The sequence below is a fragment of the Christensenella intestinihominis genome, assembly GCF_001678845.1.
In the GTDB taxonomy this organism is placed as follows: Bacteria; Bacillota; Clostridia; order Christensenellales; family Christensenellaceae; genus Christensenella; species Christensenella intestinihominis.
Genome location: NZ_MAIQ01000001.1, coordinates 109,224 through 133,770 on the forward strand (window position 1 = coordinate 109,224; position 24,547 = coordinate 133,770).

24 protein-coding genes and 1 tRNA gene are annotated in these 24,547 nt (G+C 49.3%); 24 read left to right on the forward strand and 1 reads right to left on the reverse strand.

The features are described 5' to 3' along the window. Window positions 1-89 precede the first annotated feature (89 nt). From BBD38_RS00525 to BBD38_RS00605, 18 genes are all read left to right on the forward strand, one after another. A complete protein-coding gene (locus tag BBD38_RS00525) occupies window positions 90-779 on the forward strand; it encodes a site-2 protease family protein (protein ID WP_082989368.1) in 690 nt (229 codons plus the stop codon). Continuing rightward, complete coding sequence (locus BBD38_RS00530) at window positions 757-1,503, forward strand: segregation and condensation protein A (RefSeq protein ID WP_066683387.1); 747 nt, start codon at window positions 757-759, stop codon at window positions 1,501-1,503. The genes BBD38_RS00525 and BBD38_RS00530 overlap by 23 nt, the downstream gene beginning before the upstream one ends. Further along, entirely contained in the window at window positions 1,496-2,032 is a 537-nt protein-coding gene (gene scpB / locus BBD38_RS00535) for an SMC-Scp complex subunit ScpB (RefSeq protein ID WP_172807718.1), read from the forward strand. Before BBD38_RS00530 ends, scpB begins: the two co-directional genes overlap by 8 nt. 25 nt (window positions 2,033-2,057) lie before the next feature. Then, the gene (locus tag BBD38_RS00540) at window positions 2,058-2,777 is read left to right on the forward strand and encodes a pseudouridine synthase (protein ID WP_066683389.1); all 720 of its coding nucleotides are present in this window, start codon (window positions 2,058-2,060) and stop codon (window positions 2,775-2,777) included. 201 nt (window positions 2,778-2,978) lie between these two features. Next, entirely contained in the window at window positions 2,979-4,484 is a 1,506-nt protein-coding gene (locus tag BBD38_RS00545) for an acyl-CoA carboxylase subunit beta (protein ID WP_066683391.1), read from the forward strand. A gap of 15 nt (window positions 4,485-4,499) precedes the next feature. Further along, the gene (locus tag BBD38_RS00550; RefSeq protein WP_066683394.1) at window positions 4,500-4,865 is read left to right on the forward strand and encodes an OadG family protein; all 366 of its coding nucleotides are present in this window, start codon (window positions 4,500-4,502) and stop codon (window positions 4,863-4,865) included. Window positions 4,866-4,892: 27 nt separating this feature from the next. Continuing rightward, on the forward strand, window positions 4,893-5,294 hold the full coding sequence (locus BBD38_RS00555; RefSeq protein WP_066683396.1) for a biotin/lipoyl-containing protein: 402 nt from the start codon (window positions 4,893-4,895) through the stop codon (window positions 5,292-5,294). 32 nt (window positions 5,295-5,326) lie between these two features. Then, window positions 5,327-6,502: a sodium ion-translocating decarboxylase subunit beta gene (locus BBD38_RS00560; RefSeq protein ID WP_066683398.1), complete on the forward strand. Its 1,176-nt coding sequence runs from the start codon at window positions 5,327-5,329 to the stop codon at window positions 6,500-6,502. A 21-nt stretch (window positions 6,503-6,523) separates the two neighbouring features. Continuing rightward, entirely contained in the window at window positions 6,524-7,921 is a 1,398-nt protein-coding gene (locus BBD38_RS00565) for an oxaloacetate decarboxylase subunit alpha (RefSeq protein ID WP_066683400.1), read from the forward strand. Between the two features lie 73 nt (window positions 7,922-7,994). Then, window positions 7,995-8,540 (forward strand): 5'/3'-nucleotidase SurE, encoded by a 546-nt coding sequence (surE, locus tag BBD38_RS00570; protein ID WP_172807719.1) that lies wholly within the window; start codon window positions 7,995-7,997, stop codon window positions 8,538-8,540. Continuing rightward, window positions 8,527-8,787 (forward strand): SurE domain-containing protein, encoded by a 261-nt coding sequence (locus tag BBD38_RS14195; protein WP_082989371.1) that lies wholly within the window; start codon window positions 8,527-8,529, stop codon window positions 8,785-8,787. Before surE ends, BBD38_RS14195 begins: the two co-directional genes overlap by 14 nt. Window positions 8,788-8,846: 59 nt before the next feature. After that, complete coding sequence (locus BBD38_RS00575; protein ID WP_066683403.1) at window positions 8,847-9,737, forward strand: MurR/RpiR family transcriptional regulator; 891 nt, start codon at window positions 8,847-8,849, stop codon at window positions 9,735-9,737. Continuing rightward, window positions 9,730-10,959 carry a BaiN/RdsA family NAD(P)/FAD-dependent oxidoreductase gene (locus BBD38_RS00580; protein ID WP_066683407.1) on the forward strand — a complete coding sequence of 410 codons (1,230 nt, stop codon included), beginning with the start codon at window positions 9,730-9,732 and terminating at the stop codon, window positions 10,957-10,959. Before BBD38_RS00575 ends, BBD38_RS00580 begins: the two co-directional genes overlap by 8 nt. Window positions 10,960-11,072: 113 nt before the next feature. Beyond that, window positions 11,073-12,614 (forward strand): ribonuclease Y, encoded by a 1,542-nt coding sequence (gene rny, locus BBD38_RS00585; protein WP_066683409.1) that lies wholly within the window; start codon window positions 11,073-11,075, stop codon window positions 12,612-12,614. 135 nt (window positions 12,615-12,749) lie between these two features. Beyond that, a complete protein-coding gene (gene purB, locus BBD38_RS00590) occupies window positions 12,750-14,177 on the forward strand; it encodes an adenylosuccinate lyase (protein ID WP_066683411.1) in 1,428 nt (475 codons plus the stop codon). Between the two features lie 89 nt (window positions 14,178-14,266). Next, window positions 14,267-14,812, forward strand: coding sequence for a rubrerythrin (gene rbr, locus BBD38_RS00595; protein ID WP_066683412.1), 546 nt, complete (start codon window positions 14,267-14,269; stop codon window positions 14,810-14,812). A 140-nt stretch (window positions 14,813-14,952) separates the two neighbouring features. After that, window positions 14,953-15,870, forward strand: a complete 918-nt coding sequence (locus BBD38_RS00600) for a glycosyltransferase family 2 protein (RefSeq protein ID WP_066683413.1) — start codon at window positions 14,953-14,955, stop codon at window positions 15,868-15,870. A 15-nt stretch (window positions 15,871-15,885) separates the two neighbouring features. After that, entirely contained in the window at window positions 15,886-17,133 is a 1,248-nt protein-coding gene (locus BBD38_RS00605; RefSeq protein WP_066683414.1) for a competence/damage-inducible protein A, read from the forward strand. On the opposite strand, the gene BBD38_RS00610 is transcribed toward BBD38_RS00605, so the two are convergent. Further along, on the reverse strand, window positions 17,130-18,020 hold the full coding sequence (locus BBD38_RS00610; RefSeq protein ID WP_147568030.1) for a DMT family transporter: 891 nt from the start codon (window positions 18,018-18,020) through the stop codon (window positions 17,130-17,132). The genes BBD38_RS00605 and BBD38_RS00610 overlap by 4 nt on opposite strands. 86 nt (window positions 18,021-18,106) lie before the next feature. On the opposite strand from BBD38_RS00610, the gene BBD38_RS00615 reads away from it, so the two are divergent. From BBD38_RS00615 to BBD38_RS00640, 6 genes are all read left to right on the forward strand, one after another. Next, window positions 18,107-18,820 (forward strand): NAD-dependent protein deacylase, encoded by a 714-nt coding sequence (locus tag BBD38_RS00615; protein WP_066684179.1) that lies wholly within the window; start codon window positions 18,107-18,109, stop codon window positions 18,818-18,820. A 101-nt stretch (window positions 18,821-18,921) separates the two neighbouring features. Then, window positions 18,922-20,094: an NAD(P)-dependent malic enzyme gene (locus tag BBD38_RS00620; protein ID WP_066683418.1), complete on the forward strand. Its 1,173-nt coding sequence runs from the start codon at window positions 18,922-18,924 to the stop codon at window positions 20,092-20,094. Window positions 20,095-20,447: 353 nt separating this feature from the next. Continuing rightward, window positions 20,448-21,815, forward strand: a complete 1,368-nt coding sequence (locus BBD38_RS00625; protein WP_066683420.1) for a citrate/2-methylcitrate synthase — start codon at window positions 20,448-20,450, stop codon at window positions 21,813-21,815. Window positions 21,816-21,924: 109 nt separating this feature from the next. Next, a tRNA-Trp gene (locus BBD38_RS00630) sits at window positions 21,925-21,998 on the forward strand. A 303-nt stretch (window positions 21,999-22,301) separates the two neighbouring features. Then, window positions 22,302-23,516: an ROK family transcriptional regulator gene (locus BBD38_RS00635; RefSeq protein WP_066683422.1), complete on the forward strand. Its 1,215-nt coding sequence runs from the start codon at window positions 22,302-22,304 to the stop codon at window positions 23,514-23,516. A gap of 179 nt (window positions 23,517-23,695) precedes the next feature. Then, window positions 23,696-24,535, forward strand: a complete 840-nt coding sequence (locus BBD38_RS00640; protein ID WP_066683424.1) for a hypothetical protein — start codon at window positions 23,696-23,698, stop codon at window positions 24,533-24,535. Window positions 24,536-24,547 lie beyond the last annotated feature (12 nt).

Here is a 24,547-nt window from a genome sequence, read left to right on the forward strand (position 1 = left end):
CTGCTTTAAAAGTGTTAGAATGAATTCACATGCTTAAAAATACGAAACGCGTTTAGGTATGTGAAGCAAATAAACGAGGTACACAGAAAATGTTTAGTTATTTTACAAGCCCAAGCTACTGGATGATGCTTCTTTACAGCATACCGGCCGTGCTTCTGGCGCTTTCAATTCATGAATATTCCCACGCGTTCGCTGCCTATAAATGCGGGGACCCGACGGCAAGGAATCTGGGGCGCATGACGCTTGACCCGGTGAAGCACCTCGATCCGATCGGACTTATCTGCCTGCTCTTATTCCGGTTTGGATGGGCCAAGCCCGTGCCGGTCAATTCCCGGAATTTCAAGCATCCGAAAAAGGACAATATTGTCGTATCCCTATCGGGCATTATTGCAAATTTCATATTATCCTTTATTGCTGCCGCGGTTCTTTTTATTGCCGTGGGGCTCGGATTTACAAATGGAATATTTATCCATATTATGGTGCCGGTTATCACCTTGAATATTACTCTTGGGATTTTCAATTTGATTCCGATCCCGCCGCTTGACGGGTTCCAGTTCCTGAGCAGCTTCCTTACGCGCAAGGCTTCAGCGGTTATTAATGTTTTATACCGCTATGGCTTTATCATCCTGCTGGTGTTGATTATCAGCGGTTTTACAGGATGGTTCCTCGGGAATTTTACATTTTGGCTGATTGGCACCTACGATTCGTTTTTCAGCATATTCGCTCCTGGAATGAAAGGAATTTTGCAGCAGGCATATGTCTTCTCATATACTTATTAAGCTCGCCCAATTTGAAGGACCGCTCGATCTGCTCCTGCACTTAATCAGCAAAGCGAAGATAGATTTGCAGGATATTTTCGTTTCTGAGATTACAGAGCAATATCTGGTTTACATGGACCAGATCGGCGAACTTGATATGGACCGCGCAAGCGAATTCCTTAACATGGCGGCGACGCTTTTGTATATCAAATCCCGTTCGCTTTTGCCTGCAAAGCGGGAAGAGCTTGAGGACGAAGAATTTGTCGATCCGGAAACGGAGTTGATTGAACGCCTGCGGGCATATAAGCTGTACAAGGAGGCGGGCGAGCGCCTTGCCAAAATGGAAAACGAGGCCAAGGCTGCCTATTATAAACTGCCGGAAGAACTTGTGGATATTGAGCAGGAGCTGACCATTGAGGGAAGCGACGCGGATGCGCTTTACATGGCATTTCTCGAGCTCCTGAAAAATCGCAGGGAAGAACCGGAAGAGCGCCGCAGGGTAGAAATCCGCCGGGATACATTCAGCATCCGGGTGCAGAAAAAGAAAATACTTGAGCGCTTGAAACAGGAAAAAAAGGTTTACTTTTCTTCGCTGTTTGAAGGACAGGCGACGCAAATGGAGATTGCTGTTACGTTTGTCGCACTCCTCGAGCTATGGCATGTGGGAAAGCTTGCGGTTCGCCAGGAAAGAGCATTTTCAGATATTGCCCTTAAGTATCAGGATGGAGGAATGCAGGTTGAATAAGAACGAAATATGCGGAGCCGTCATGGCCGCATTATTTGTGGCGGGCGATGCGGTGGAGGTTTCGGCCTTTGCAGAGCTGCTCGGCATGGATACGGACGAGCTCGATATCCTCCTGCAGGAGGTCATGGAAGAGCAAAAGAACCGGGAAGAAGGGCTGATACTTGTCCGCCTTGGAGATAAGATACAGCTTTGTACAAACCCAAAATATGCGGGTTACATCAAGGAACTCCTTGCGCCGGACGAGCATACGTCCCTTTCAAAATCAGTGCTTGAGACCTTGAGTATTGTGGCGTACAAGCAGCCGGTCACGCGCTCCGAGATAGATGAAATCCGCGGAGTTCGTTCCAATTATGCGGTCACGACCCTTGTGGAAAAAGGGCTGATTCGCGTAGTTGGACGAAAGGATGTCCTTGGGAGGCCGTCGCTTTTTGCTACGACGGACGAATTTTTAAGGCATTTTGGGATATCGTCCCTGGAAGAGCTTCCGAAAATAGATTTTGAGGAATTGGAAAAAGACAGCCTGGAGTAAGGGCTGTTTTTTATGGGAGAAAGTTATGAGATTACAGAAATTTTTGGCGGACGCGGGAATTGCTTCACGCAGGAAAGCGGAGGAACTGATTGCCGCCGGCAGGGTAGAGGTCAATGGAAAGACCGTGCGGGAGATGGGCTTTCTTGTCGATCCTGAAAAAGACGAAATAAAATATTTGAATCAGGTGGTAAAACCCGCAAAAAAGAAAATTTACCTGATGCTCAATAAACCGGCGGGATGCGTTTCCACCTGCCACGACGAGAGCGGACGGAAAACCGTTATGCAGTACGTAAAGGATGTAAAAGAGCGGCTTTACCCCGTTGGGCGGCTTGATTTCACAACGGAAGGCCTCCTGTTAATGACAAACGACGGCGCGCTGACCAATGCGCTTACCCATCCGCGGCATAACGTTTCGAAAAAATATCTTGCGGTAGTCGATTCAGAGGTGACGGAAGAAGAGCTCGAAAAGCTTGCCAAAGGAGTTGTGCTGGATGACGGATATAAGACGGCTCCCTGTGTTTTCAAGCTCTTATCGGCAGCCAAGGACCGCAGCGAGGTTTTGTGCGTCATTACCGAAGGGAAAAACCGGCAGGTGCGGCGGATGTTTGCCGCGATCGAAAAAAATGTTTGCTATCTGAAGCGCGTAGCCGTCGGCGATATTAAACTGGGGAACCTGCGCAAGGGAACCTATCGAATGCTGACCGCCGAAGAGGTGGCGTATCTGAAAAAATTTATTTCTTTGTGAAAAAATATTTATTTTGGCAGGGAAGTAGGGGCCGCGCGTTGAATTTGTATAAGTAGGATAAGTTTTTAATTACACGAAAATAAATTGCCGTTCATTGTATTTGCCGCTCTTTTGCGGTCATATTGCATCAGGCAAACCATATTAAATATGGGAGCGTGTAACCTTGTTTTTATTTTAAATTTTTAATGTGGAGGTATCATAATGGGCAAACTGGAAGAGCTCAGGCAAAAGAACGCAGACCTTCTTGCGGGTAATGAGCAGAATGTTCAGGCTCAGCATGCCGCTGGGAAAAAGACTGCGCGAGAGAGAATCAGCAGCCTGCTCGACGAGGGCAGTTTTGTTGAAATCGAAAAGTTTGTAAAACGTACGTTTGCAACCCCTGGCTTTGAGGCTGCAAGCGAAACGGGCGAGGGCGTCGTGTGCGGCTACGGGACAATTGCGGACCGGGCGGTATTCATCTATGCGCAGGATTATACGGTCCTTTCGGGATCGCTTTCCGCGGCGCATGCGTCCAAGATTATCAAGGTCATCGATATGGCCGCCAAAAATGGCGTTCCGGTCATCGGCGTGCTTGATTCGGGCGGCGCGCGTATTTCCGAAGGAATTGCGGCGGTCGGCAGTACGGCGGCAATCCTGAATAAGTACAATGAAGTTTCAGGCGTGGTGCCAACGGTCACTGTGGTGGCGGGCCCGTGCATCGGTACGGCGGCCTATATTACGGCAGTGTCCGACTTCACCCTGATGGTTGACGGCGTATCTGCTGTTGCGCTCCATGGGCCGCAGATTTATGCTTCCGCGCTTGGCAAGGAAATTGAGGCGAAAGATTTCTTTGGCGCCAGGAATCACGCGGAAAAAACAGGACTTGCGCAATTTGAGTGCGCAAATGAAGACGAGTGCGCCGGAGTTGTAAAAAAACTCGTTTCCTTCCTGCCGTCCAACAATCTTGACGAAGCGCCCTATGAAGTTACGGCGGATGACCTTAACCGGCAGCTTCCGTTTACAGGAGAAGAGGCGTATGACGCAAAGGCTGTCATTGCTGCGGTTTGCGATGGGGGCGATATGCTTGAACTCCAGGCTGCTTACGCGCCCGACGTGGTGCTTGCTTTGGGAAGGATCAGCGGAAACGTATGCGGCTTTGTTGCCAATGCGGCCGTCGACCTTACCGGCGCCGGGGCCCGGAAGGCGGCGCGTTTTGTGGAACTCCTGGATGCGTTCAACATACCGGTTGTTACGCTTGCAAATTGCGGCGGTACCGAATTTGATATGGATGCGGAGCAGGATTCGCTGATTATGGATGCGGCGCGGCTGATTTCGGCATACGCACAGGCGGGCGTGCCCAAGCTTACCCTCGTAACGGGAAAAGCGGTGGGAGACGGTTTCGCTGCGATGTGCCCGAAGGCGCTCGGCGCGGATATGGCCTATGCATGGCCGAATGCGGAAATTTCCTCTATGCCTGCCGAAGCCGGTGCATTGATTCTGTATGAAGATGAAATTGGCAAGGCGGAAGACGGAATCGCCGCGAAAGCACAGATGAAAGAAAAATATATCGCGGAATACGCGAATCCGTGGCAAGCGGCGGAACAGGGCGTGATCGACGATGTGATTGAACCCGCGCATACCCGCCAGATTCTTGTGTCCGCCCTTGAAATGACGATTTCAAAACGGGAAAACAAGCTGCCGAAAAAACACGGCGTGCTTCCGCTCTAAGAAAGGTGGATCGTCATGAACAGTGGACTTAGTTTAGCTGAAAAATTAGCGATAGCCGGTGAAACGACGGCGCTTGGAATTGTCGTCGTATTTATATGCCTGGTCCTGCTTATCGTCGTGATTACGCTTTTGTCCGTCATTTTGAAAGAACGTAAAAAGCCGGAATCAAAACTCGAAAAGGCAATGGAAAAGCCCTTACCGGAAGTGCCGACGGTGCAGGTTCAGGATGACGAACTTCTGGCGGTGCTTACTGCGGCTGTCGCGGCGGCAATGGAAAGCGAAGGAAGCTCAACGCCCTTCGTAATCCGGTCTTATAAAAAAACGGGTGGGTCCAGGGCATGGAACCGTGCCGGACGGGACTCGCAGATCACGAACTGGTAATCAAATTTATTTCGGAGGTAATAAAACATGCGTAGATTTATTATTAATGTCAATGGGAATTCCTATAATGTAGATGTGGAAGAAGTCGGAGCCCAGGCTTCACAGGCTGCCCCGGCGGCTCCCGCTCCGGCAGCTGCCCCGGCGGCAGCAGCGCCTGCTCCGGCCCCTCAGGCCGCTCCGCAGGCAGCGGCGCCGACCCCGGCAGCCCCTGTAGCCGGTGCACAGATTACTGCGCCGATGCCGGGCACCATTCTCGATATCAAGGTATCGGAAGGACAGCAGGTTGCGGAAGGCGATGTGCTGATTATCCTGGAAGCAATGAAGATGGAAAATGAAATCATGGCTCCTTCAGCCGGAACAGTGAAGTCGGTTGCTGTTGCAAAGGGAGCTACCGTGGGAACCGGAGACCTTCTCGTGGTGATTGGTTAAAACGACTAAACTTTCATAGAGGAGGTTGATTCATTTTGGAAAATTTTGGAGAAACATTATCCAATTTCTTGCAATCGACCGGGTTTTTTAATGCTACCGACTGGCAGCAGTGGGTAATGATAGGTATTGCGTGCGTGTTGCTTTACCTTGCTATTGTTAAAAAATTCGAACCGTTGCTGCTTTTGCCGATTGCGTTCGGCATGCTGCTGACAAACCTGCCGATTGCGGAAATGTATCATACGGAGCTTTTTGCGGGAGGCCATGTCGACTGGGCGAACTTCCAGGGCTCGGCCGGTTTGCTCGACTATTTATACCTTGGCGTTAAACTCGGCATCTATCCGCCGCTTATTTTCCTTGGAGTCGGCGCGATGACGGACTTCGGGCCGCTTATTGCCAACCCCAAGAGCCTGCTTCTCGGCGCGGCGGCACAGCTTGGAATTTTCGTTGCGTTAATCCTGGCTTTGCTTGTCGGCTTCAATCCCGAGGTTGCGGCGTCGATCGGTATCATCGGAGGTGCGGACGGACCAACTGCAATCTACGTTACATCCAAGCTAGCCCCGGAATTCCTGGGGCCAATCGCGGTGGCGGCGTATACCTATATGGCCCTGGTGCCTGTCATACAGCCGCCTATTATGAAGCTGTGCACGACAAAGAAGGAACGTTCGATCAAGATGGAACAGCTTCGCCACGTATCAAAGCGCGAGAAGATTATCTTCCCGATCGCGGTGACGATTTTCGTTTCCCTGCTTGTACCTGCGGCTGCGCCGCTTGTCGGCATGCTGATGCTTGGTAACCTGATGCGTGAATCCGGAGTGGTAGACAGGCTGTCCAACACCGCACAGAACGAACTGATGAATATCGTAACGATTTTCCTCGGCGTGTCGGTCGGCGCAACGACCAACGGTTCGGTGTTCCTTTCCGGAACAACGGTCGGGATCATCGTCCTTGGCGTCATCGCATTTGGCTGTGGAACGCTTGGCGGCGTGCTGCTCGGCAAGCTTATGTGCAAGCTGACACACGGCAAGGTAAACCCGCTGATTGGTTCTGCCGGCGTGTCTGCGGTGCCGATGGCCGCACGCGTGTCCCAGAAGGTTGGCCAGGCGGAAAACCCGTCCAACTTCCTGCTTATGCACGCAATGGGCCCGAATGTGGCGGGCGTAATCGGCTCGGCAGTGGCGGCGGGCGTGCTGCTTTCATTGTTTGGCTAATGAACTGAAGGAGAAACAAATATGGCAAAAGTAAATATAATGGATACAATAATGAGGGATGCGCACCAGTCGCAGGCGGCGACGCGCATGACGACGGAAGAAATGCTTCCGATTGCGCCCCTCATGGACAGCATCGGCTATTGGTCGATCGAATGCTGGGGCGGAGCAACCTTTGACGCGTGCCTCCGTTTCCTGAACGAAGACCCGTGGGAACGGCTCCGCAAGCTGAGAAAGGCAATGCCAAACACCAAACTGCAAATGCTGCTTCGCGGACAGAACCTGCTTGGCTATAAGCATTACGCGGATGATGTAGTCGATTTCTTTGTAAAAATGGCATGCAAAAACGGGATTGACGTAATTCGTATCTTTGATGCGCTCAACGATACGCGGAACCTGCGCCAATCCATCGAGTCCACTAACCGCTACGGCGGATGGCCGGAGGTTGCGCTTTCCTATACGACGAGCCCGGTGCATACGTTCGATTACTTTATCGAGCTTTCCCAGGAACTCGAGCAGATGGGCGCTAAATCAATCTGCATCAAGGATATGGCAAACCTGCTGCTGCCGTATGAGGCGTATAACCTTGTTTCGGCAATGAAAAAGCATGTTAAGGTGCCGATTCATCTGCATACGCATAATACGAGCGGCGTAGGGGACATGACTTATCTGAAAGCGATCGAAGCGGGAGTGGACATCATCGATACCGCACTTTCGCCGCTTGGAAACGGAACGTCCCAGCCCGCGACAGAATCCATGGTTGCAACGCTTGCGGGAACGGAATACGATACCGGTCTTGACCTTAAAAAGCTGACGGAAGCGGCAAAATATTTCACTAAGGTTGCCGACAGGCTGAAAGCGGACGGGTTCCTTGACCCGAAGGTTTTGGGAATCGATATCAATACGCTTCTGTATCAGGTTCCGGGCGGTATGCTTTCCAACCTCATCAGCCAGCTCAAGCAATCGGGTGCGGAAGATAAGCTGATGGACGTTCTTGCGGAAGTGCCGCGCGTGCGTGAAGATTTCGGTTATCCGCCGCTCGTTACACCGTCGAGCCAGATCGTTGGTACACAAGCCGTGTTGAACGTTCTTTCAGGCGAACGCTATAAGATGGTTACCAAGGAATCCAAAGCAATGCTGCGCGGCGAATACGGCAGGCTGCCCGCGCCGGTGAATGAAGAGGTGCGCAAAAAATGCATTGGCGACGATGAAATCATTACGGTACGCCCGGCAGACCTCCTGCCTCCCGAAATGGATAAATACAGGGAAGAGGTCAAAGGGTGGATGGAGCAGGAGGAGGATATCGTAACCTATGCGATGTTCCCGCAGGTTGCCCCGAAATTCTTTGAGTTCCGCAGGGCGAACAAATATAAAGTGGATTCGGAAATGCTGGATAAGGAAAATATGATCCACCCGGTATAATGCAAAAAACAGGAAGCCGCATAGAATTTGCGGCTTCTTTTTTGTTATAATGGAATGCAGGAGGAAAAACGTAATGAACATTCTGATAACAAATGACGACGGAATTCATGCGCAGGGAATTCGCGCGCTTGCAAAGGCGATGGCGGATACCGGGCACCATGTGACGGTGATTGCGCCGGATCGTGAAAAGAGCGCGTGCGCACATGCGCTTACCATGGATATGCCGCTTACGGTAAAGGAAATGGACGGGCTTGGAACACCGGCTTATGCTGTGTCCGGAACGCCGGCGGATTGTGTGAAGATCGGTTTGGCCCATTTATTGGAAGAACGGGTTGACCTGGTGCTCTCCGGGATTAATATCGGCGCAAACCTGGGATCGGACATTGTGTATTCCGGAACGGTAAATGCAGCCCTGGAAGCAAACATGCTTGGCATACCGGCAATTGCGTTTTCACAGGCGCTTCACAGGAAGCCGGACGAAGACGGCAGCGCATATTTTAAGAGTGCAGCCGAGCTTTCAGCGCAGCTGGTACAGGCGTTTGAAATAAAAAATCTGGAAAATTATATCTACAATGTAAATTTCCCGGCTGTACCGCGGAACCGGGGTGAAGGGACTTAAATTCTGCGAACAGGGAATCAGCGCCTATGACGACGCATATGATAAGCGCATAGACCCCTTTGGAAGGGAATATTTCTGGATCAGCGGACATATGATAGAAGATGAATATAACGAAGCACATGAGACGGATGTGAAATGGAACCGGGAGGGATATATTACGGTAACGCCCTTAAAATGGAACCAAACAGCCGGAGTGGAAGCGTTTTCTGCAAAATGCAAGATAGAACAGATCAAATTGCATTTCTAGGCTTTTTCTGTTATAATAAGACCATTAAAAAAATGTACCCGGTGTAATTGGAGGAAGTAATGGTCGGTAATGTAATAGACCGTATAAACAGTGAATATGCCAAGATGTCCAAGGGGCAGAAACTGATTGCGGATTATATTTTAAAAGAATATGATAAAGCTGCATTTATGACGGCGGCAACCTTAAGCAAGCTGGTCGGAGTGAGTGAATCTACCGTGGTGCGCTTTGCATACGCCCTCGGATATGACGGCTACCCGAAACTCCAGAAGGACCTGCAGGAGGTCATCCAAACCAAACTCACGACTGCGCAGCGCCTTAATATGATGGAGGGGCTTTCGCCGGACGAGGTTGTAAATGCGTCCTTTAAAACAGATATCAATAATTTGCGTGTAACGCGCGAGCATATCGATACGGAAAACCTGGAACGTATTGTGGACAGTATCAGCGGGGCGAGGAAAATCTATATCCTGGGAACCAGGTCGAGCGGCCCGCTTGCAGAATTCCTGCGTTACTATATGAATTATATGAATGAAAACATCCGCCTGATCCGTTTTGACGGAAGTGATATTTTCAGCCAGATTCTTACGGCCAACGAGCAGGATGTGGCCATAGCGATCAGCTTTCCGCGTTATTCAATGCGCACGATTGAAGGCATGACCTATCTTAAAAATTGCGGCTGCAAAATTGTAGCGATCACAGACAACGATGCCGCGCCGCCGGCCCAGATTGCGGACTATACGCTCACGGCCAAAAGCTATATGAATTCCTTTGTGGATTCCTTCGTGGCGCCGCTGGCAGTTATTAATTTGCTGATTATTATGCTGGGATTGCGTAAGAAAGACGTGCTGTTTGCCAACTTTAACCGCCTTGAGGAATTGTGGCAGACAAATGATGTATATGCAACAAAGGAGCTTGACGCCCAGATTACAGACGAGGACCTCTATGAGTGAGCTGGTTATTATCGGAGCCGGGGCCGCAGGGCTGATGGCCGCATATGCTGCCGCCTCGCTCGGTATTTCCACAACGATCATTGAAAAGAACGATAAAGCGGGCAAGAAGCTTTTCATTACGGGAAAGGGACGCTGTAACATTACCAACGATTGCGATATCAGCGATTTTTTCCCGCAAATCGTGCACAACAGTAAATTCCTGATGAGCGCGCTGTATACGCTTGGCAATGACGGGCTTATCACGCTTTTGAATGAAAACGGATTGCCGACCAAGGTGGAACGGGGGGGAAGGGTATTCCCGAAAAGTGACCGTTCCAACGATGTGATAAATACTTTACTCCGGCTGGTCCGCAAGTCCGGGGCAAGGCTCCGCCTGAATACTCCCGTAAAACGCATTGAAAAGCAGGATGAAATATTTACCGTATCCCTGAAGGACGGAACCGATTTACGCGCAGATGCGGTACTGATTGCGACAGGGGGAAAATCATATCCGCTTACCGGTTCGACGGGGGACGGCTATCGGTTCGCGCAGGAGCTCGGACATCAGGTCATACCGCCGCGCCCGGCCCTGGTTCCGCTTGAAGACATGCATCATATTTGCCCGAAAATGCAGGGGCTGGCGCTTAAAAATGTGAATTTCACATTATTTCAGAATGATAAAAGACTTTATTCCGAGCAGGGCGAGCTGCTATTTACACATTTTGGCCTGTCCGGGCCGGTTGTGCTGTCCGCGAGCAGCTTTATTGACCACAAAAAGCAGCCCCTTTCCCTGCGCGCGGAGATTGACCTGAAACCCGCCCTCAGCATAGAGCAACTGGATGCAAGGCTTTTGCGGGAGTTTGAAGCGGCCCAAAATAAGCAATTGAAGAATGTTATGCCCGAGCTTTTGCCCGGAAAAATGATCCATCCGTTTTTGACGGAAAGCGGGCTTGATCCCGATAAAGCGGTCAACAGCATCACGCGGCAGGAACGGGAACGGCTTTGCAGGAGCCTGAAGGCGTTTTCCATCGCGGTTGCCGATACGCGGCCGATAGAGGAAGGGATTATCACCTCCGGCGGCGTATGCGTAAAAGAAATCAACCCGTCAACGATGGAGTCGAAATTAGTGCGAAATCTCTATTTTGCGGGCGAAGTTATTGATGTAGACGCGAAAACCGGAGGTTTTAATCTCCAAATTGCATTTTCCACCGGATTTCTTGCAGGGACAAGCGTATTTAATTGACATTAGCCCCAAATAAAGATACAATATATATTGGTTATATTTGTTATTACTACAAACTTGCCAAGTTAAAATTTGAAAACAGAATATGGAAGAATGGGAGGTGAATTTGCTAAGTGGATGTGATAATTCCTATCCTCGTAGGCGTAGGCGGCCTCGTAATTGGACTCATTATCGGTTACTTTTACAGGCGCAATATTGCAGAGTCAAAAATTGGCCGTGCCGAGGATTCCGTGAAAAAATTGATTGACGAAGCGCAAAAGCGCGCCGAGGTCATCAAGAAGGAAACGGTTCTCGAGGCTCAGGAAGAAGTTCACAAGCTGCGTAGCGAATTTGACAAGGAATCAAGAGAAAGACGAAACGAAATTACAAAGATTGAAAAAAGACTTGTACAAAGGGAAGAACTGCTGGATAAAAAATTAGACAGTATTGAGCAGAAAGAAGAACAAGTCAACAGGAAGACGAAGGAAATTACAAAAGCAAAAGAAGACCTTGCCAGCGTTCATGCCCAGCAGCTCGAACAATTAGAGCATATTTCGGGTATGACCATCGATGAAGCCAAGGGACTCCTGCTTGAAAAGGTTGAACACGAAGCGCGCCACGATATGGCGGTGATGCTGCGTGATATTGAGCAAAAGGCGAAGGATGAAGCCGATAAAAAGGCGAGGAACATCCTGTCGCTTGCGATTCAGAAATGTGCTGCCGACCATGTGGCGGAAAGCACGGTGTCTGTGGTCAACCTGCCCAACGATGAAATGAAGGGCAGGATTATTGGCAGGGAAGGCCGGAACATCCGGACGCTGGAGACGGCGACGGGAATCGACCTTATCATAGACGATACCCCTGAAGCGGTTATTCTTTCCGGTTTTGACCCGGTAAGGCGCGAGGTTGCAAGAATCGCACTTGAAAAGCTGATTGTGGACGGACGGATTCATCCCGCACGTATTGAGGAAATGGTGCATAAGGCCCAAAAGGAAGTCGATACGCAAATCCGGGAAGCCGGGGAACAGGCGGTATTCGACGTGGGGATTCATTCCTTGCACCCTGAGCTTGTCAGACTTCTGGGCAGGCTGAAATACCGTACCAGCTACGGTCAAAATGTATTGAAGCATTCGATTGAAGTTGCACATCTAGCTTCCCTGATGGCGTCGGAAATCGGAGCAAACGCAAAATTTGCGAAGCGCGCAGGTTTGCTGCACGATATCGGAAAAGCGGTTGACCACGAAGTGGAAGGACCGCATATCCAGATCGGTGCCGATCTTGCAAAGAAATATAAAGAAAATGCGGATATTATCAACGCAATCGCGGCGCATCACGGAGATGTGGAGCCCAAAACGGTGGAAGCCGTTCTGGTGCAGGCTGCGGATGCGGTTTCCGCCGCAAGGCCGGGCGCAAGAAGAGAATCTTTGGAAAACTATATTAAACGTCTTGAAAATCTTGAAGGAATTGCAAATTCATTTGCAGGCGTTGAAAAATCTTATGCAATTCAGGCAGGCCGCGAGGTCAGGATTATTGTAAAGCCTGAAGAGATCGACGACGCGGGAACAACTTTACTGGCGCGAGACATCGTGAAGAAGATCGAGGACGAACTCGATTACCCCGGACAGATCAAAGTGAATGTGATTCGGGAAACGAGAACGACAGATTATGCAAAATAACAGGGAAGCGGTTTTATAACCGCTTCTTTTTTATGCCCTGATACCGGAAAGAGCAGTTGTTTTCCTTGAAAACAGAGCATAAAACCGATACAATAATAAAGGTACAATTTTAATCGAAAAGGCGGTATTGAGTCAATGAAGGACGTTTACGAAAATCCATTAATCACGAGATATTCCAGCCGGGAAATGGCGCATACCTTTTCCGACGATATGAAATTCAAGACGTGGCGGCGCCTGTGGATCGCGCTTGCGGAAGCGGAACACGAAATGGGGCTGCCCATTTCAAAAGAACAAATTGACGAACTGAAGGCCCACGCGGAGGATATTAATTATGACGTTGCCCAGGCGCGTGAACGCGAGGTGCGCCACGATGTGATGTCCCATGTGTATGCCTATGGCGTCCAGTGTCCGAAAGCCAAAGGGATTATCCACCTCGGGGCGACGAGCTGCTATGTTGGGGATAATACGGATATTATTGTAATGGACCAGGCAATTTCCATTATCGAGGAAAAGCTGGTAAACGTCATCGCGCGCCTGAAAGAGTTTGCCCTGGATTACAAGGATATGCCGACCCTTGGTTTTACGCATTACCAGCCTGCCCAGTTGACGACAGTCGGGAAGCGCGCCACGCTGTGGATGCAGGACCTTGTGATGGATTACGAGCAGCTTCAATTTGTAAAGTCCCAAATCAGGCTCCGCGGCGTGAAGGGAACGACCGGCACACAGGCCAGTTTCCTGACGCTTTTCGAGGGCGATGCGGCCAAAGTCAGGGAGCTTGAACAAAAGGTTGCCAAAAAGCTTGGCTACGATAAGGTATACGCGGTTACAGGACAAACATATCCGCGTAAATTTGACAGTATTGTTGTCGACCTGCTTTCTTCCATTGCGCAGAGCGCATATAAATTTGCAAACGACCTCCGGCTGCTTCAAAATTTAAAGGAGGTGGAGGAGCCGTTCGGGAAAAAACAGATCGGTTCATCCGCAATGGCGTATAAGCGTAATCCGATGCGTTCTGAGCGGATTTGCTCGCTTGCCCGGTACATTATCAGCCTTGCGTCAAGTCCGGCGATTACGGCCTCTACACAATGGTTTGAACGAACCCTTGACGACAGCGCAAATAAGCGGCTCGTTATTCCGCAGGCATTTATGGCCCTTGATGCCGTGCTGAATATTTACCTCAATGTTTCAAGCGGAATGGTTGTGTATCCAAAGGTAATCGAAAAACGCATCCGCGAGGAACTTCCGTTCATGGCGACCGAAACTATTTTAATGGATGCCGTCAAGCGGGGAGGGGACCGGCAGGAATTGCACGAAAAAATCCGCGAATATTCCATGCAGGCAGGCGCCCGCGTGAAGGAAGAAGGCAAATCCAATAATCTGATCGAACTGATTAAAGCGGACGCGGCTTTCCGCATGAAGGCGGAAGAAATCGACGAGATTATGGACCCGCGTAATTTCATCGGCCTTGCGGATATACAAACGGAAGATTTCATCCGCGAGGTGGCAGACCCGATCCTGGAAAAGTACGGCGATCTTTCCATGCAAGGGGAAATAAACGTATAATGAAGCGAAAAATGTTTAAATCTTTGTCATGAGTTTATTTATAATGCATCCGAATTATTAATAAAATCGTGAAAAAGGAGTATGTATTTATGAAAGATTTAAAGGGTACGAAAACAGAAAAATGTTTACAGGACGCTTTTGCGGGCGAATCTCAGGCTCACATGAAATATCTCTATTATTCTTCACAGGCGAAAAAGGACGGGTATGTCCAGATTTCCAATATTTTTGCGGAAACATCCGCCAATGAAAAGGAGCACGCAAAGCTGTGGTTCAAATGGCTGCATCCCGATAACAAGATTCCGGACACGATTACGAATTTGCAGGATGCCGCGGCGGGCGAGCACTATGAAACGTCCGAAATGTATCCTTCCTTCGCAAAGATTGCGGAAGAGGAAGGCTTCACGGAAATTGCCCGTGAGTTCAAGGGTGCCGCAGCTGTCGAGCAGGAGCATGAAAACAGGTACCGCAAGCTGGCGGATAACCTTACGGACGGAAAGGTGTTCGAGCGTGATACGGAGGTCCTTTGGCAGTGCATCAACTGCGGACATATCCAGAAATCCAAAGCTGCTCCGGAAAAATGTCCGGTTTGCCAGCATCCGAAGGCATATTTCCAACTTAAAGAAGACAATTATTGATTTTAAGAAACAGCAGGAAAACGGGAAGCGATGGTTTCCCGTTTTTTCTGTCTTCAATTGGAAAATAAGAAGGAACAAGTCTTTTTTTTTGCCAACAATCGTGATAAATTAGATAGAGGATTCATGAACGGAGGAAAACAATGGTCGATGTATTGCTCGCCACTTACAATGGGGAAGCCTATCTTAGGGAGATGATAGACTCCCTGCTGAAGCAGACCATGCAGGACTTTCACGTTTACATTAGGGACGATGGGTCGACTGACGGGACGGCCGTCATTATCGAGGGGTTCCGGCAGGCTTATCCGGATAAATTTACTGTAATTTGCGATGACCTTTCGTTTGGGAACGCGCGTGATAATTTTTTTGCGCTTCTTCCTTACGCAAAGCAGGAGTATGTGATGTTCGCGGACCAGGACGATATCTGGCTCCCGGATAAAATCGAACTTGCGGTTTCCACGATGGAAATTGCCCGGGACGATTTGGGGGACGGCCCCCTGCTTGCGCATTCCGACCTGACGGTAGTGGGCGAGAATGGCGCTGTAATTCATCCCTCGTTGTTTTCATTACAAAAATTGGACCCGGAACGTTTATACCTGAACCAGCTGCTTTCTCAGAATAATATTACCGGCTGTACGATGCTGATGAACCGCCCGCTTGTTGAAATAATCCGGACAAGCGGGGAAGCGCTGATGCACGATTGGTGGATTGGCCTTGTCGCCGCTGCCTTCGGTCATATTGTAGTTGCGCCAAACCGCATTCATTACCGCCAGCACCATGCCAACGCGGTAGGAGCCAAGGATGTCAAGAGCGCTTCCTATTTCAGGCAGAAATTAGCGAATACCGGCGGAATCCGCGAGTCGATCCGGGCGACTTACAGGCAGGCGGAAGCATTCCTGCAAATTTACCGGGATTTGCTGGATGATGAACAGCAGGACTTAATTCGCGTATTTACAAGCCTTGGGGAACAGAGCGCGCTGAAGCGGATGCGCCTGCTTTCCAGGTACAAATTATATAAAAGCGGGGCTTACCGCAAAATCGGACAGATAATCTATGGATAAGGAAGTAAGGAAAATATGAAAGCTGAAATTTTATGCGTTGGAACGGAATTGCTGCTCGGGGATATCATCAACACCAACGCGGCTTATATTGCAAAAGAGCTTGCCGCTATCGGCATCGATGTTTATTACCAAACGGTTGTGGGGGATAATGACGGCAGGCTGAAGGACAGCCTGGCGCTTGCCTTTTCGCGTGCGGACGTTGTCGTAATGACGGGCGGCCTGGGCCCCACCTATGACGATCTTACCAAGGAAACGGTAGCGGACTATTTCCATAGGAAAATGGTGATGGATGAAGCATCCCTGCAAAGCATTGAAGGATTTTTCAACCGGCTCAAACGGCCGATGACGGAAAATAATAAAAAACAGGCGCTGATGCCGGAAGGGGCGGTAATTTTCCCAAACAGCAACGGAACCGCGCCCGGCCTTGCAGTCTCGGAAAACGGAAAGACGGCCATCCTTCTCCCGGGGCCTCCTTCGGAGATGCAGCCGATGTTCCAGCAGGCGGTGCTTCCGTATTTGATGGGATTTTCTGATAAAGTTCTCGTTTCACACAATGTGCGGGTATTTGGGATGGGTGAATCACGTGTGGAGGACGCGCTGTATGATTTGATGAAAAACAGTACCAATCCAACCATTGCGCCATATGCAAAGGAAGGAGAGGTAACCCTGCGGGTAACCGCCGCCGCGGATACGAAGGAAAAATGCGAAGAGATGATTGCGCCTGTAATTGGACAAATCCGCGAAGTGCTGGGCAAATATATTTATGGAATTGACGTTCCCAATCTCCAGACGGCTGCCGTAACGGAATTAATCAGGAAAAAAATTACGATTGCAACAGCGGAGAGCTGTACCGGCGGCCTTGTATCGGAGCGGATTACGCAGGTGCCAGGCGCAAGTGAAATTTTCGGATGCGGCGTGTGCTCTTACGCGAATGAAATAAAGCATCGCGTCCTCGGTGTTTCCGAAGAAACGCTTGCGAAATATGGTGCGGTTTCCGAGCAAACGGCGCAGGAGATGGCGCACGGCGTAAGAACGCTTGCCGGAGCTGATATCGGCATTTCCACTACGGGGATTGCCGGCCCGGGGGGCGGAACGCCCGAAAAGCCTGTTGGGCTTGTTTATGTTGGAATCGACAGCGACAGGCTTACGACAGTGCTTAAACTCAATATTAACTATCACAAGGCGGATGAACGTACCTATATCCGCCATATGACGGCGCAAAATGTGTTCAAGCTGGTGCTAAAGGCTTTGGAAAATTATTAACGAAGCACGGGTTCCTTTTTCCTGAAATTGATCTCAAGGATTACAATGGAGACCATGATAATCGCGCCGCCTGCAACAAGCGACCAGGTTACGGGTTCAAGCCCGAGCAGGACGGAAATGATGCTTGCAAACATCCCTTCCAGTGAAATAATCAGTGCGGAGCGCGGCGCAGGGATATATTTCTGCGCGGTGCATTCGAGCAAATAGGGAAGCGCGGTGCACACTACGCCGAGATAGACGGTAATCCAAACCGCGGCGCCGAACATGGGCGTAAATGTGGCCTGCTGCCCGAACAAAAGGAAGTAAACAAGCGCGACTGCGCCCGTTACCGCAATCTGCACAAACGAAAAGGATGCCGCTTCCGATTCGTTTGCCGCATAACCGATGTAGGCGATCTGTATTGCATAGGAAGCGGCGCATAGAAGGGAAAGAACGTCCCCTAGGTTAAAAGTGATCGCCGTATCAAATGCCCTTGTGAGGATGGAAATTCCGAAAAAGCCGATCGCCACCGCAAGGAAGGTCTTAAAGGGAGGACGTTTTTTCAGGAGCAGCCAACTGATGAACGGCACAAAGATTACGTTCGTCGTTGTCAGGAAAGCATTGTTTGAAACGTCGGTATACTGCATACCAATCGTTTGTAAAAGAAAACCGGCCGACATAAATATGCCGGCAATTACGCCGTGTTTTACCTGGACCTTTGTCAGGCGTTTTATCCACGGAAAGAAGATTAACAGCATCGCCCCGGCGGCAAACAGCATACGGAACACGACAATCAGGGAGGAAGACATCCCATAATCCTGCGCGAATTTTGTGCCGATGAAGCCGGTGCTCCATGTAATTGCCACAATAAGCAGCATAAAATCGTACTTAAAAGCAGATGCTTTCACGGAATTTCCCCTTTTACTTTTTTACAAACAAGGTTTATATTAACATAATTTTTATAGGATCACAATTGAAAAACGGGGTGACAAAAATGGATGGAATCCAAAAACTCAGAGATATGGTTGACGTAAGCCGGAGGATCGTTTTTTTCGGCGGCGCGGGGGTATCGACGGAAAGCGGGATACCGGACTTTCGCAGTGTCGACGGACTTTATCACCAAACCTACCGCTATCCGCCTGAAACGATACTCAGTCATGACTTTTTTATGGCCCGCACGGAAGAATTCTATGAATTTTACCGTGCGAAGATGCTCGCGCTTGACGCGCAGCCAAATGCGGCCCACAAAAAGCTTGCCGAATGGGAGCGGGCAGGGAAGCTTACCGCGGTTGTCACGCAGAATATTGACGGTCTCCATCAAAAGGCAGGCTCGAAAAATGTGCTTGAACTGCATGGGTCGGTCTATCGAAATTATTGTATGGATTGCGGAAAAAGCTATGATGTGGAGGCGATTGCGGAAAGCCGCGGAGTTCCGCGCTGTGCGTGCGGCGGCATCATAAAACCGGATGTGGTGCTGTACGGCGAATCCCTCGATAATAAGACTGTCGAGCAGGCTGTCCTGGATATTTCGCAGGCGGATATGCTCATAATCGGCGGGACCTCCCTCGCCGTTTATCCGGCAGCCGGATTGATCGATTACTATAAGGGAAACCGGCTCGTGCTGATTAACCAATCCCCCACACAGTATGACCGCAATGCGGATTTGCTGCTGCAAGAGAAAATCGGAAGCGTTTTTTCCGAAGTATAACCGGGCAGGCAGCCTCCTTCTGTTTTAATGTACGGGTATTTTGTTTATCTATTACAAGTAGAAATAAATATTCCGTTTATATAGCAGGGGGAGGTTTTTTGATGGATTACGAAAAAAAAGCGTTGGAAATGCATAAAAAATGGCAGGGAAAAATAGAAGTAACAAGCAGGGTACCGCTCCGGGATAAGGAAGATTTGTCGATTGCTTATACGCCCGGGGTCGCGGCGCCATGCCTTGCGATTGAAAAGGACCCTTCGCTTTCCTACGAACATACCCGGCGGCATAATCTCGTCGCGGTGGTAACGGATGGCTCGGCTGTGCTTGGCCTTGGCGATATCGGCCCGGAAGCGGGCATGCCGGTCATGGAAGGCAAGTGCGTACTATTCAAAACGTTCGGCGGCGTAGACGCGTTTCCGCTTTGCATCCGCAGCAAGGATGTGAACGAAATCGTCAGCACTGTGTCACTGCTTGCGGGAAGTTTTGGTGGAATAAACCTGGAGGATATCAGCGCGCCGCGCTGCTTTGAGATAGAAAAACAGCTTAAGGAAAAATGCGATATCCCGGTTTTTCACGACGACCAGCACGGGACGGCAATTGTTACGCTGGCGGCCCTTTTAAACGCGCTTAAGCTTGTTAAAAAGGATATCAATGACATCAGTGTCGTGACCTCGGGCGCGGGTGCGGCAGGGATTGCAATTATCAAGCTCCTGATGTCCATGGGCCTTGAAGATGTTGTCATGTGCGACCGCCACGGGGCAATTTACGAAGGCCGTGATAACCTGAACGAAGAAAAAACTGAAATGGCCGCGATTTCAAACAGGAAAAAGAAAAAGGGAAGCCTCGAGGATGTCATAAAAGGCGCGGATGTGTTTATCGGCGTTTCTGCGCCGGGAACCGTAACGGAGGATATGGTGCGTTCCATGGCCAAGGATGCGATTCTTTTTCCGATGGCAAACCCGACGCCCGAGATCATGCCGGACCTTGCCCTAAAGGCAGGGGCGGCTGTTGTGGGAACGGGCCGCAGCGATTTTCCGAATCAAATTAACAATGTACTTGCTTTCCCGGGAATTTTCCGGGGAGCGCTCGACGTACGTGCAGGCGACATCAATGATGAAATGAAGGTTGCCGCCGCGCGTGCAATTGCGGCGCTGATTCCGGAAGCGGATTTGACTCCGGAATATGTAATTCCGTCTCCCTTTGACCGTCGGGTAGCGCCTGCGGTTGCGAAGGCGGTCGCACAGGCGGCGAAGGATACGGGAGTGAATCGAATCTGAATAATGCAAAGCATCCGGGATAGAAAATTCCGGATGCTTTTGTACATTTCCGGGAACTTTTCCATACGGGTTCCTGAAAGGTTTTTTGCACCTGCGAAAAGGGTTTGATGCATAAAGTAACAAAAAAAAGCGTTACAGAAGGCCGTTTTTGTAGTATAATGAAATTATTAACAATTTGTTACCCGTTTATTAGGAAATCGTGAACTGTGATCATTTAATTGTGGGAAGCAAAATCAGCCATGAATCAATCACCGGATGCATGACAGAGTGTTTGCTCTATCATGAGGGCGGGAATGGCGAAACAAGGCAGGATAACGCAGTTTAAAACAATACTGGAAAGAGGAGGAAAGTGCATGGAAAATAAAAATATTTCTGAAATCACGCCGGAAATTTACGAGCTGACGGAACGAATCTATCAGACTGGTACCATTGATCCTGAATTATATACAAAATACGAGGTCAAGCGCGGCTTGCGCGATATCAGCGGCAAAGGCGTTCTGGCCGGACTGACGAGGATATCGGATATCCAGTCTTTTATTGAGAAAGACGGCGAACGTATTCCCTGTGAGGGAAAATTGTTCTACCGCGGAATCAATATCAAAGAAATCGTAAGGGGCTTTATGCAGGAAAAGCGTCATGGCTTTGAAGAGGTTGTATACCTCCTGATGATGGGGAACCTCCCTGATAAAAAACAGCTTGACGACTTCACAAAGCTTTTGGCGCATTATCGGACGCTCCCGACCAGCTTCGTACGGGATATTATTATGAAGGCGCCCAGCCCGGATATGATGAATACGCTTGCACGGAGTGTGCTTACGCTTTATTCTTATGACGATAAAGCAAATGATATTTCGATTCCCAACGTATTGCGCCAGTCCCTGCAGCTAATTGCGCTGTTCCCGCTGCTGTCGGTATACGGCTACCAGGCCTATCGCCATTATCATGATGGACAGAGCCTCTTTATCCACGTGCCCGATCCGGAGCTTTCGACAGCGGAAAACATTTTGCATTTGCTTCGGCCGGACAGCAAATATACCGAGCTGGAAGCGAGAATACTCGACGTATCGCTTGTGCTCCATGCGGAGCATGGCGGCGGTAACAACTCAACCTTTACGACACATGTCGTCTCTTCCTCGGGAACGGATACCTATTCCACAGTGGCGGCGTCCCTCGGGTCTCTCAAGGGGCCGAAGCATGGCGGCGCAAACATTAAGGTTGTCCAGATGGTCGAGGATATGAAAAAGAACCTTTCCGACTGGACCAGCGAAAGTGAAGTGCGGGATTACCTGACCAAGCTGCTTAATAAGCAGGCGTTTGATAAAGCGGGCCTGATTTATGGTATGGGGCATGCGGTTTATTCATTGTCCGACCCGCGTGCGGATATATTCAAAAGCTTTGTTGAAAACCTCTCGGAAGCAAAAGGCCTTTCCGATGAATTTAAGCTTTATACGCTCGTAGAGCGGCTCGCGCCCGAAGTAATCGCCAAAGAGCGCAGGATATACAAGGGTGTCAGCGCAAATGTCGACTTCTACAGCGGTTTTGTATACAATATGCTCAAGCTTCCGACCGAGCTGTTTACGCCGATTTTTGCGATCGCGCGTATTGCGGGGTGGAGTGCGCACCGCATTGAAGAGCTTTCCAATGCGGGCAAAATCATTCGCCCGGCCTATAAGAATATTCAGGACGAACGTCCCTATATTCCGCTGGACGAACGTAATTAACAGGAGAATAAGTAAAAAACCGCTTTTGGTAAAAGCGGTTTTTTTATGGGAAAGTAATTGACGCAAAGCATGGTTTCGGGTATAATTTAATACGTTGCCTTTCATAAATAGGGGTGTAGTATAATGGTAGTGCATTGGTCTCCAAAACCAATTGTGGGAGTTCGATCCTCTCCACCCCTGCCATGCGTCGGAACAAAGCTCGCTTTGTTCCGTTTTTCTTTTGCGAGAAAAACTCCACCTGCGCGCTTGTTCCTGCGCTCACCCCACGCGACCCATTGCCAGCCTGCTTGCTGCTTTTTTGCTTCGCATAGCTACATTAGGTCTACGGGCGAAAGGCAAAGAAAAATTAATTTTTTAAAAGTCTCGAAATTTTAACATCGCTTGCCTGTGCTATTTTCCCTTGTGCAGGGAAAATTCCATGAGGCTGCGTCGTTGCCTTTTTTCCTGTCTTACAGTATAATGGGCTAATACGGGAGAAAAAAGCAAATGCCAACCTATTCAAATATCAGCGAACGACATAAAAATATGCTCAATATCCTGCGGTATATTATGCGTACGGGCGAGGTTTCCGCAAATGATATTACACAAGCGACCGGCCTCAGCTTCGCAACGATCAGCCGCGTTCTTGCCTTGCTTCTGGAGGCGAAATATATCGTGAAATGCGGAAAGACCTGCACGGAAATGGGCCGCCATCCGGAGGTATTTGCCTTTAACAATAAATGCGGTTATTTGGTGCATTTTTTCATCGAGACGGATTCAATTTCCGCGTGGATTGCAGACCTTGGAAAATATATTGCCGCGAAAGCGTCGAGAAAAATTGCACGTGACATTACGCTTGAGGAATTGGCGGATAAATTTGCCGAGCTTGTTTCTTCATTGACGGAAAGGCATTCCATTGACAGGAGCCAGGTGCTTGCGGCGAGCATAGCGGTTCCGGGCCTTGTGGATGATAAGAACCATGTTATCCGCAGAATCCCGAATCTTTCGGGCCTGAACGACAAGGATTTGCGCAGGCAGATTATGGAGATTCTTGGTATTCCTGTCCTCATTTCAAATGAAGCGCGGTTTTGCGCCCTGGGCGAAAAAATCTGCAGCTTTCCTTATGTGGATGATATTGCTTATGTCGATATCACAAAGTACAGTGGAATCGGCGCGGGCATTTTGCTCAACGGCCAGATTTTCAACGGGAAAAACGGGGTCGCCGGGGAACTTGGCGATATCATTATTGACACCCGCAACCTAGATTATGAATACCGGGAACAGGAAGGCTGCCTTGAAACGCTTGCAGGGCTTGCGACCCTTTACCGCAAATGCGAGTATTTGATCGGGGAGGGGAACGCGCCGTTCCTCGGGCAGGAATTAAAGGATGGGCCGCTTGAATTCAATATGATTGAACGCGCCGTATCCAAAGACCCGGCGGTTGAGGCCGTATATGACGAGACTGTAAGGATGTGGAGTATTGCGATCATCAATATCATATCGATCCTGAATCCGGAATTGATTATACTGGGCGGCGTGCTTGACAGCCATAACCGGAAAACACTTGACCGGATTGACCATTATGTGAAAAAAGCCGTCTACCACGACGTACATATCCGCCTGACCACTATGGGCGAGAAGGCACAGCTCTATGGCGGGCTCGACATGCTCGCTTCATACACCTTTGAAACCATCATCACAGAAAAAATTCTTGGAATTTGAATTTTAGGGATTGACAAATTCTATAGCTTAGTGTTTAATTAGTAATATAGATTATAATTATTTTTGTAAATACTTCTTTTCAAACTGAAAAAAACTAACTCAATGACGAGATAACTGAATAATGAAAAGCCTGCTGAAGAAGACAACGCTATTGTTCTTAAGGCAGGGAAGGAGCGAATATGTTTTATTCAAATATTGGAGATGTAATTCCCGAAAAAAATATTGTATGTGTTTCACCGCATTATGATGATTTCTTATTTTTCCTGGGCGGCTATCTCCTTGAACTAAAGAAGAACGGCCTGCTCGGAAGCAAAAATTTTACCAATATAAGCACCTTTTCGCGTTCAAATTATCAGGAACGCGATTCGGAAGGCAATAAGGACGCGAGCCTCAGGCGCGTGCAATATGCGACAGGCATCCGTTTTATCGAAGACTTGGAATGCCTTGATGCCTTGCTGGGGCCGCACAATTATTTTTATCGCGTTATGGGCGAAGAAGAAAGCCAGGTGCGGGGCAAAATCCTGAATGAGGGAGAAGGAGAAATGGAGATGGCTTTCGGAAGCTACGAAAGCATGGACGCCCATGACCGTGAAATTCTTGCCCGTATGAAAGACGCCGCTATGGAATATATGATGCAGGCAGATACGGCTGTGGTTCTTCCCTTATCCATGAAGGGTCATATCGACCACTTTATCGTCCGCGAAGCGGGGCTCACCGCCGCTAAAGAGGCGGGAGCCTCCCGGCGTGCATCTCTTTACTTTGCGGAAGATAAGCCTTATGCGGGAATGATGGATGAAGCCGAAAGTAAAATCAACGACGATTTTATTGCGGAAAACGGTCTTGTCGACAAGGCTTTCCCACATCATCCCGAGGAAATACTGCAGCTGGCGTTCCGGCATTATCCAAGCCAGGTGGACGAAGTATATAATACGGGGATACGTGACCGCAGCCGCTATTTAAAAGACTTATATCACGTATCCGGTGAATGTGACAGAATATATCAATATGATAATAAATAAACGGAGGTAATT

What these genes read in the sequence shown, in the direction of transcription:
- BBD38_RS00555 (WP_066683396.1), top strand. Translation starts at nt 4,893, where the DNA reads ATGCGTAGATTTATTATTAATGTCAATGGGAATTCCTATAATGTAGAT.
- BBD38_RS00575 (WP_066683403.1), top strand. Translation starts at nt 8,847, where the DNA reads ATGGTCGGTAATGTAATAGACCGTATAAACAGTGAATATGCCAAGATG.
- BBD38_RS00565 (WP_066683400.1), top strand. Translation starts at nt 6,524, where the DNA reads ATGGCAAAAGTAAATATAATGGATACAATAATGAGGGATGCGCACCAG.
- BBD38_RS00625 (WP_066683420.1), top strand. Translation starts at nt 20,448, where the DNA reads ATGGAAAATAAAAATATTTCTGAAATCACGCCGGAAATTTACGAGCTG.
- BBD38_RS00580 (WP_066683407.1), top strand. Translation starts at nt 9,730, where the DNA reads ATGAGTGAGCTGGTTATTATCGGAGCCGGGGCCGCAGGGCTGATGGCC.
- BBD38_RS00540 (WP_066683389.1), top strand. Translation starts at nt 2,058, where the DNA reads ATGAGATTACAGAAATTTTTGGCGGACGCGGGAATTGCTTCACGCAGG.
- BBD38_RS00620 (WP_066683418.1), top strand. Translation starts at nt 18,922, where the DNA reads ATGGATTACGAAAAAAAAGCGTTGGAAATGCATAAAAAATGGCAGGGA.
- BBD38_RS00550 (WP_066683394.1), top strand. Translation starts at nt 4,500, where the DNA reads ATGAACAGTGGACTTAGTTTAGCTGAAAAATTAGCGATAGCCGGTGAA.
- BBD38_RS00530 (WP_066683387.1), top strand. Translation starts at nt 757, where the DNA reads ATGTCTTCTCATATACTTATTAAGCTCGCCCAATTTGAAGGACCGCTC.
- rbr (WP_066683412.1), top strand. Translation starts at nt 14,267, where the DNA reads ATGAAAGATTTAAAGGGTACGAAAACAGAAAAATGTTTACAGGACGCT.
- BBD38_RS00635 (WP_066683422.1), top strand. Translation starts at nt 22,302, where the DNA reads ATGCCAACCTATTCAAATATCAGCGAACGACATAAAAATATGCTCAAT.
- BBD38_RS00545 (WP_066683391.1), top strand. Translation starts at nt 2,979, where the DNA reads ATGGGCAAACTGGAAGAGCTCAGGCAAAAGAACGCAGACCTTCTTGCG.
- BBD38_RS00605 (WP_066683414.1), top strand. Translation starts at nt 15,886, where the DNA reads ATGAAAGCTGAAATTTTATGCGTTGGAACGGAATTGCTGCTCGGGGAT.
- surE (WP_172807719.1), top strand. Translation starts at nt 7,995, where the DNA reads ATGAACATTCTGATAACAAATGACGACGGAATTCATGCGCAGGGAATT.
- BBD38_RS00640 (WP_066683424.1), top strand. Translation starts at nt 23,696, where the DNA reads ATGTTTTATTCAAATATTGGAGATGTAATTCCCGAAAAAAATATTGTA.
- BBD38_RS00615 (WP_066684179.1), top strand. Translation starts at nt 18,107, where the DNA reads ATGGATGGAATCCAAAAACTCAGAGATATGGTTGACGTAAGCCGGAGG.
- BBD38_RS00525 (WP_082989368.1), top strand. Translation starts at nt 90, where the DNA reads ATGTTTAGTTATTTTACAAGCCCAAGCTACTGGATGATGCTTCTTTAC.
- purB (WP_066683411.1), top strand. Translation starts at nt 12,750, where the DNA reads ATGAAGGACGTTTACGAAAATCCATTAATCACGAGATATTCCAGCCGG.
- BBD38_RS00600 (WP_066683413.1), top strand. Translation starts at nt 14,953, where the DNA reads ATGGTCGATGTATTGCTCGCCACTTACAATGGGGAAGCCTATCTTAGG.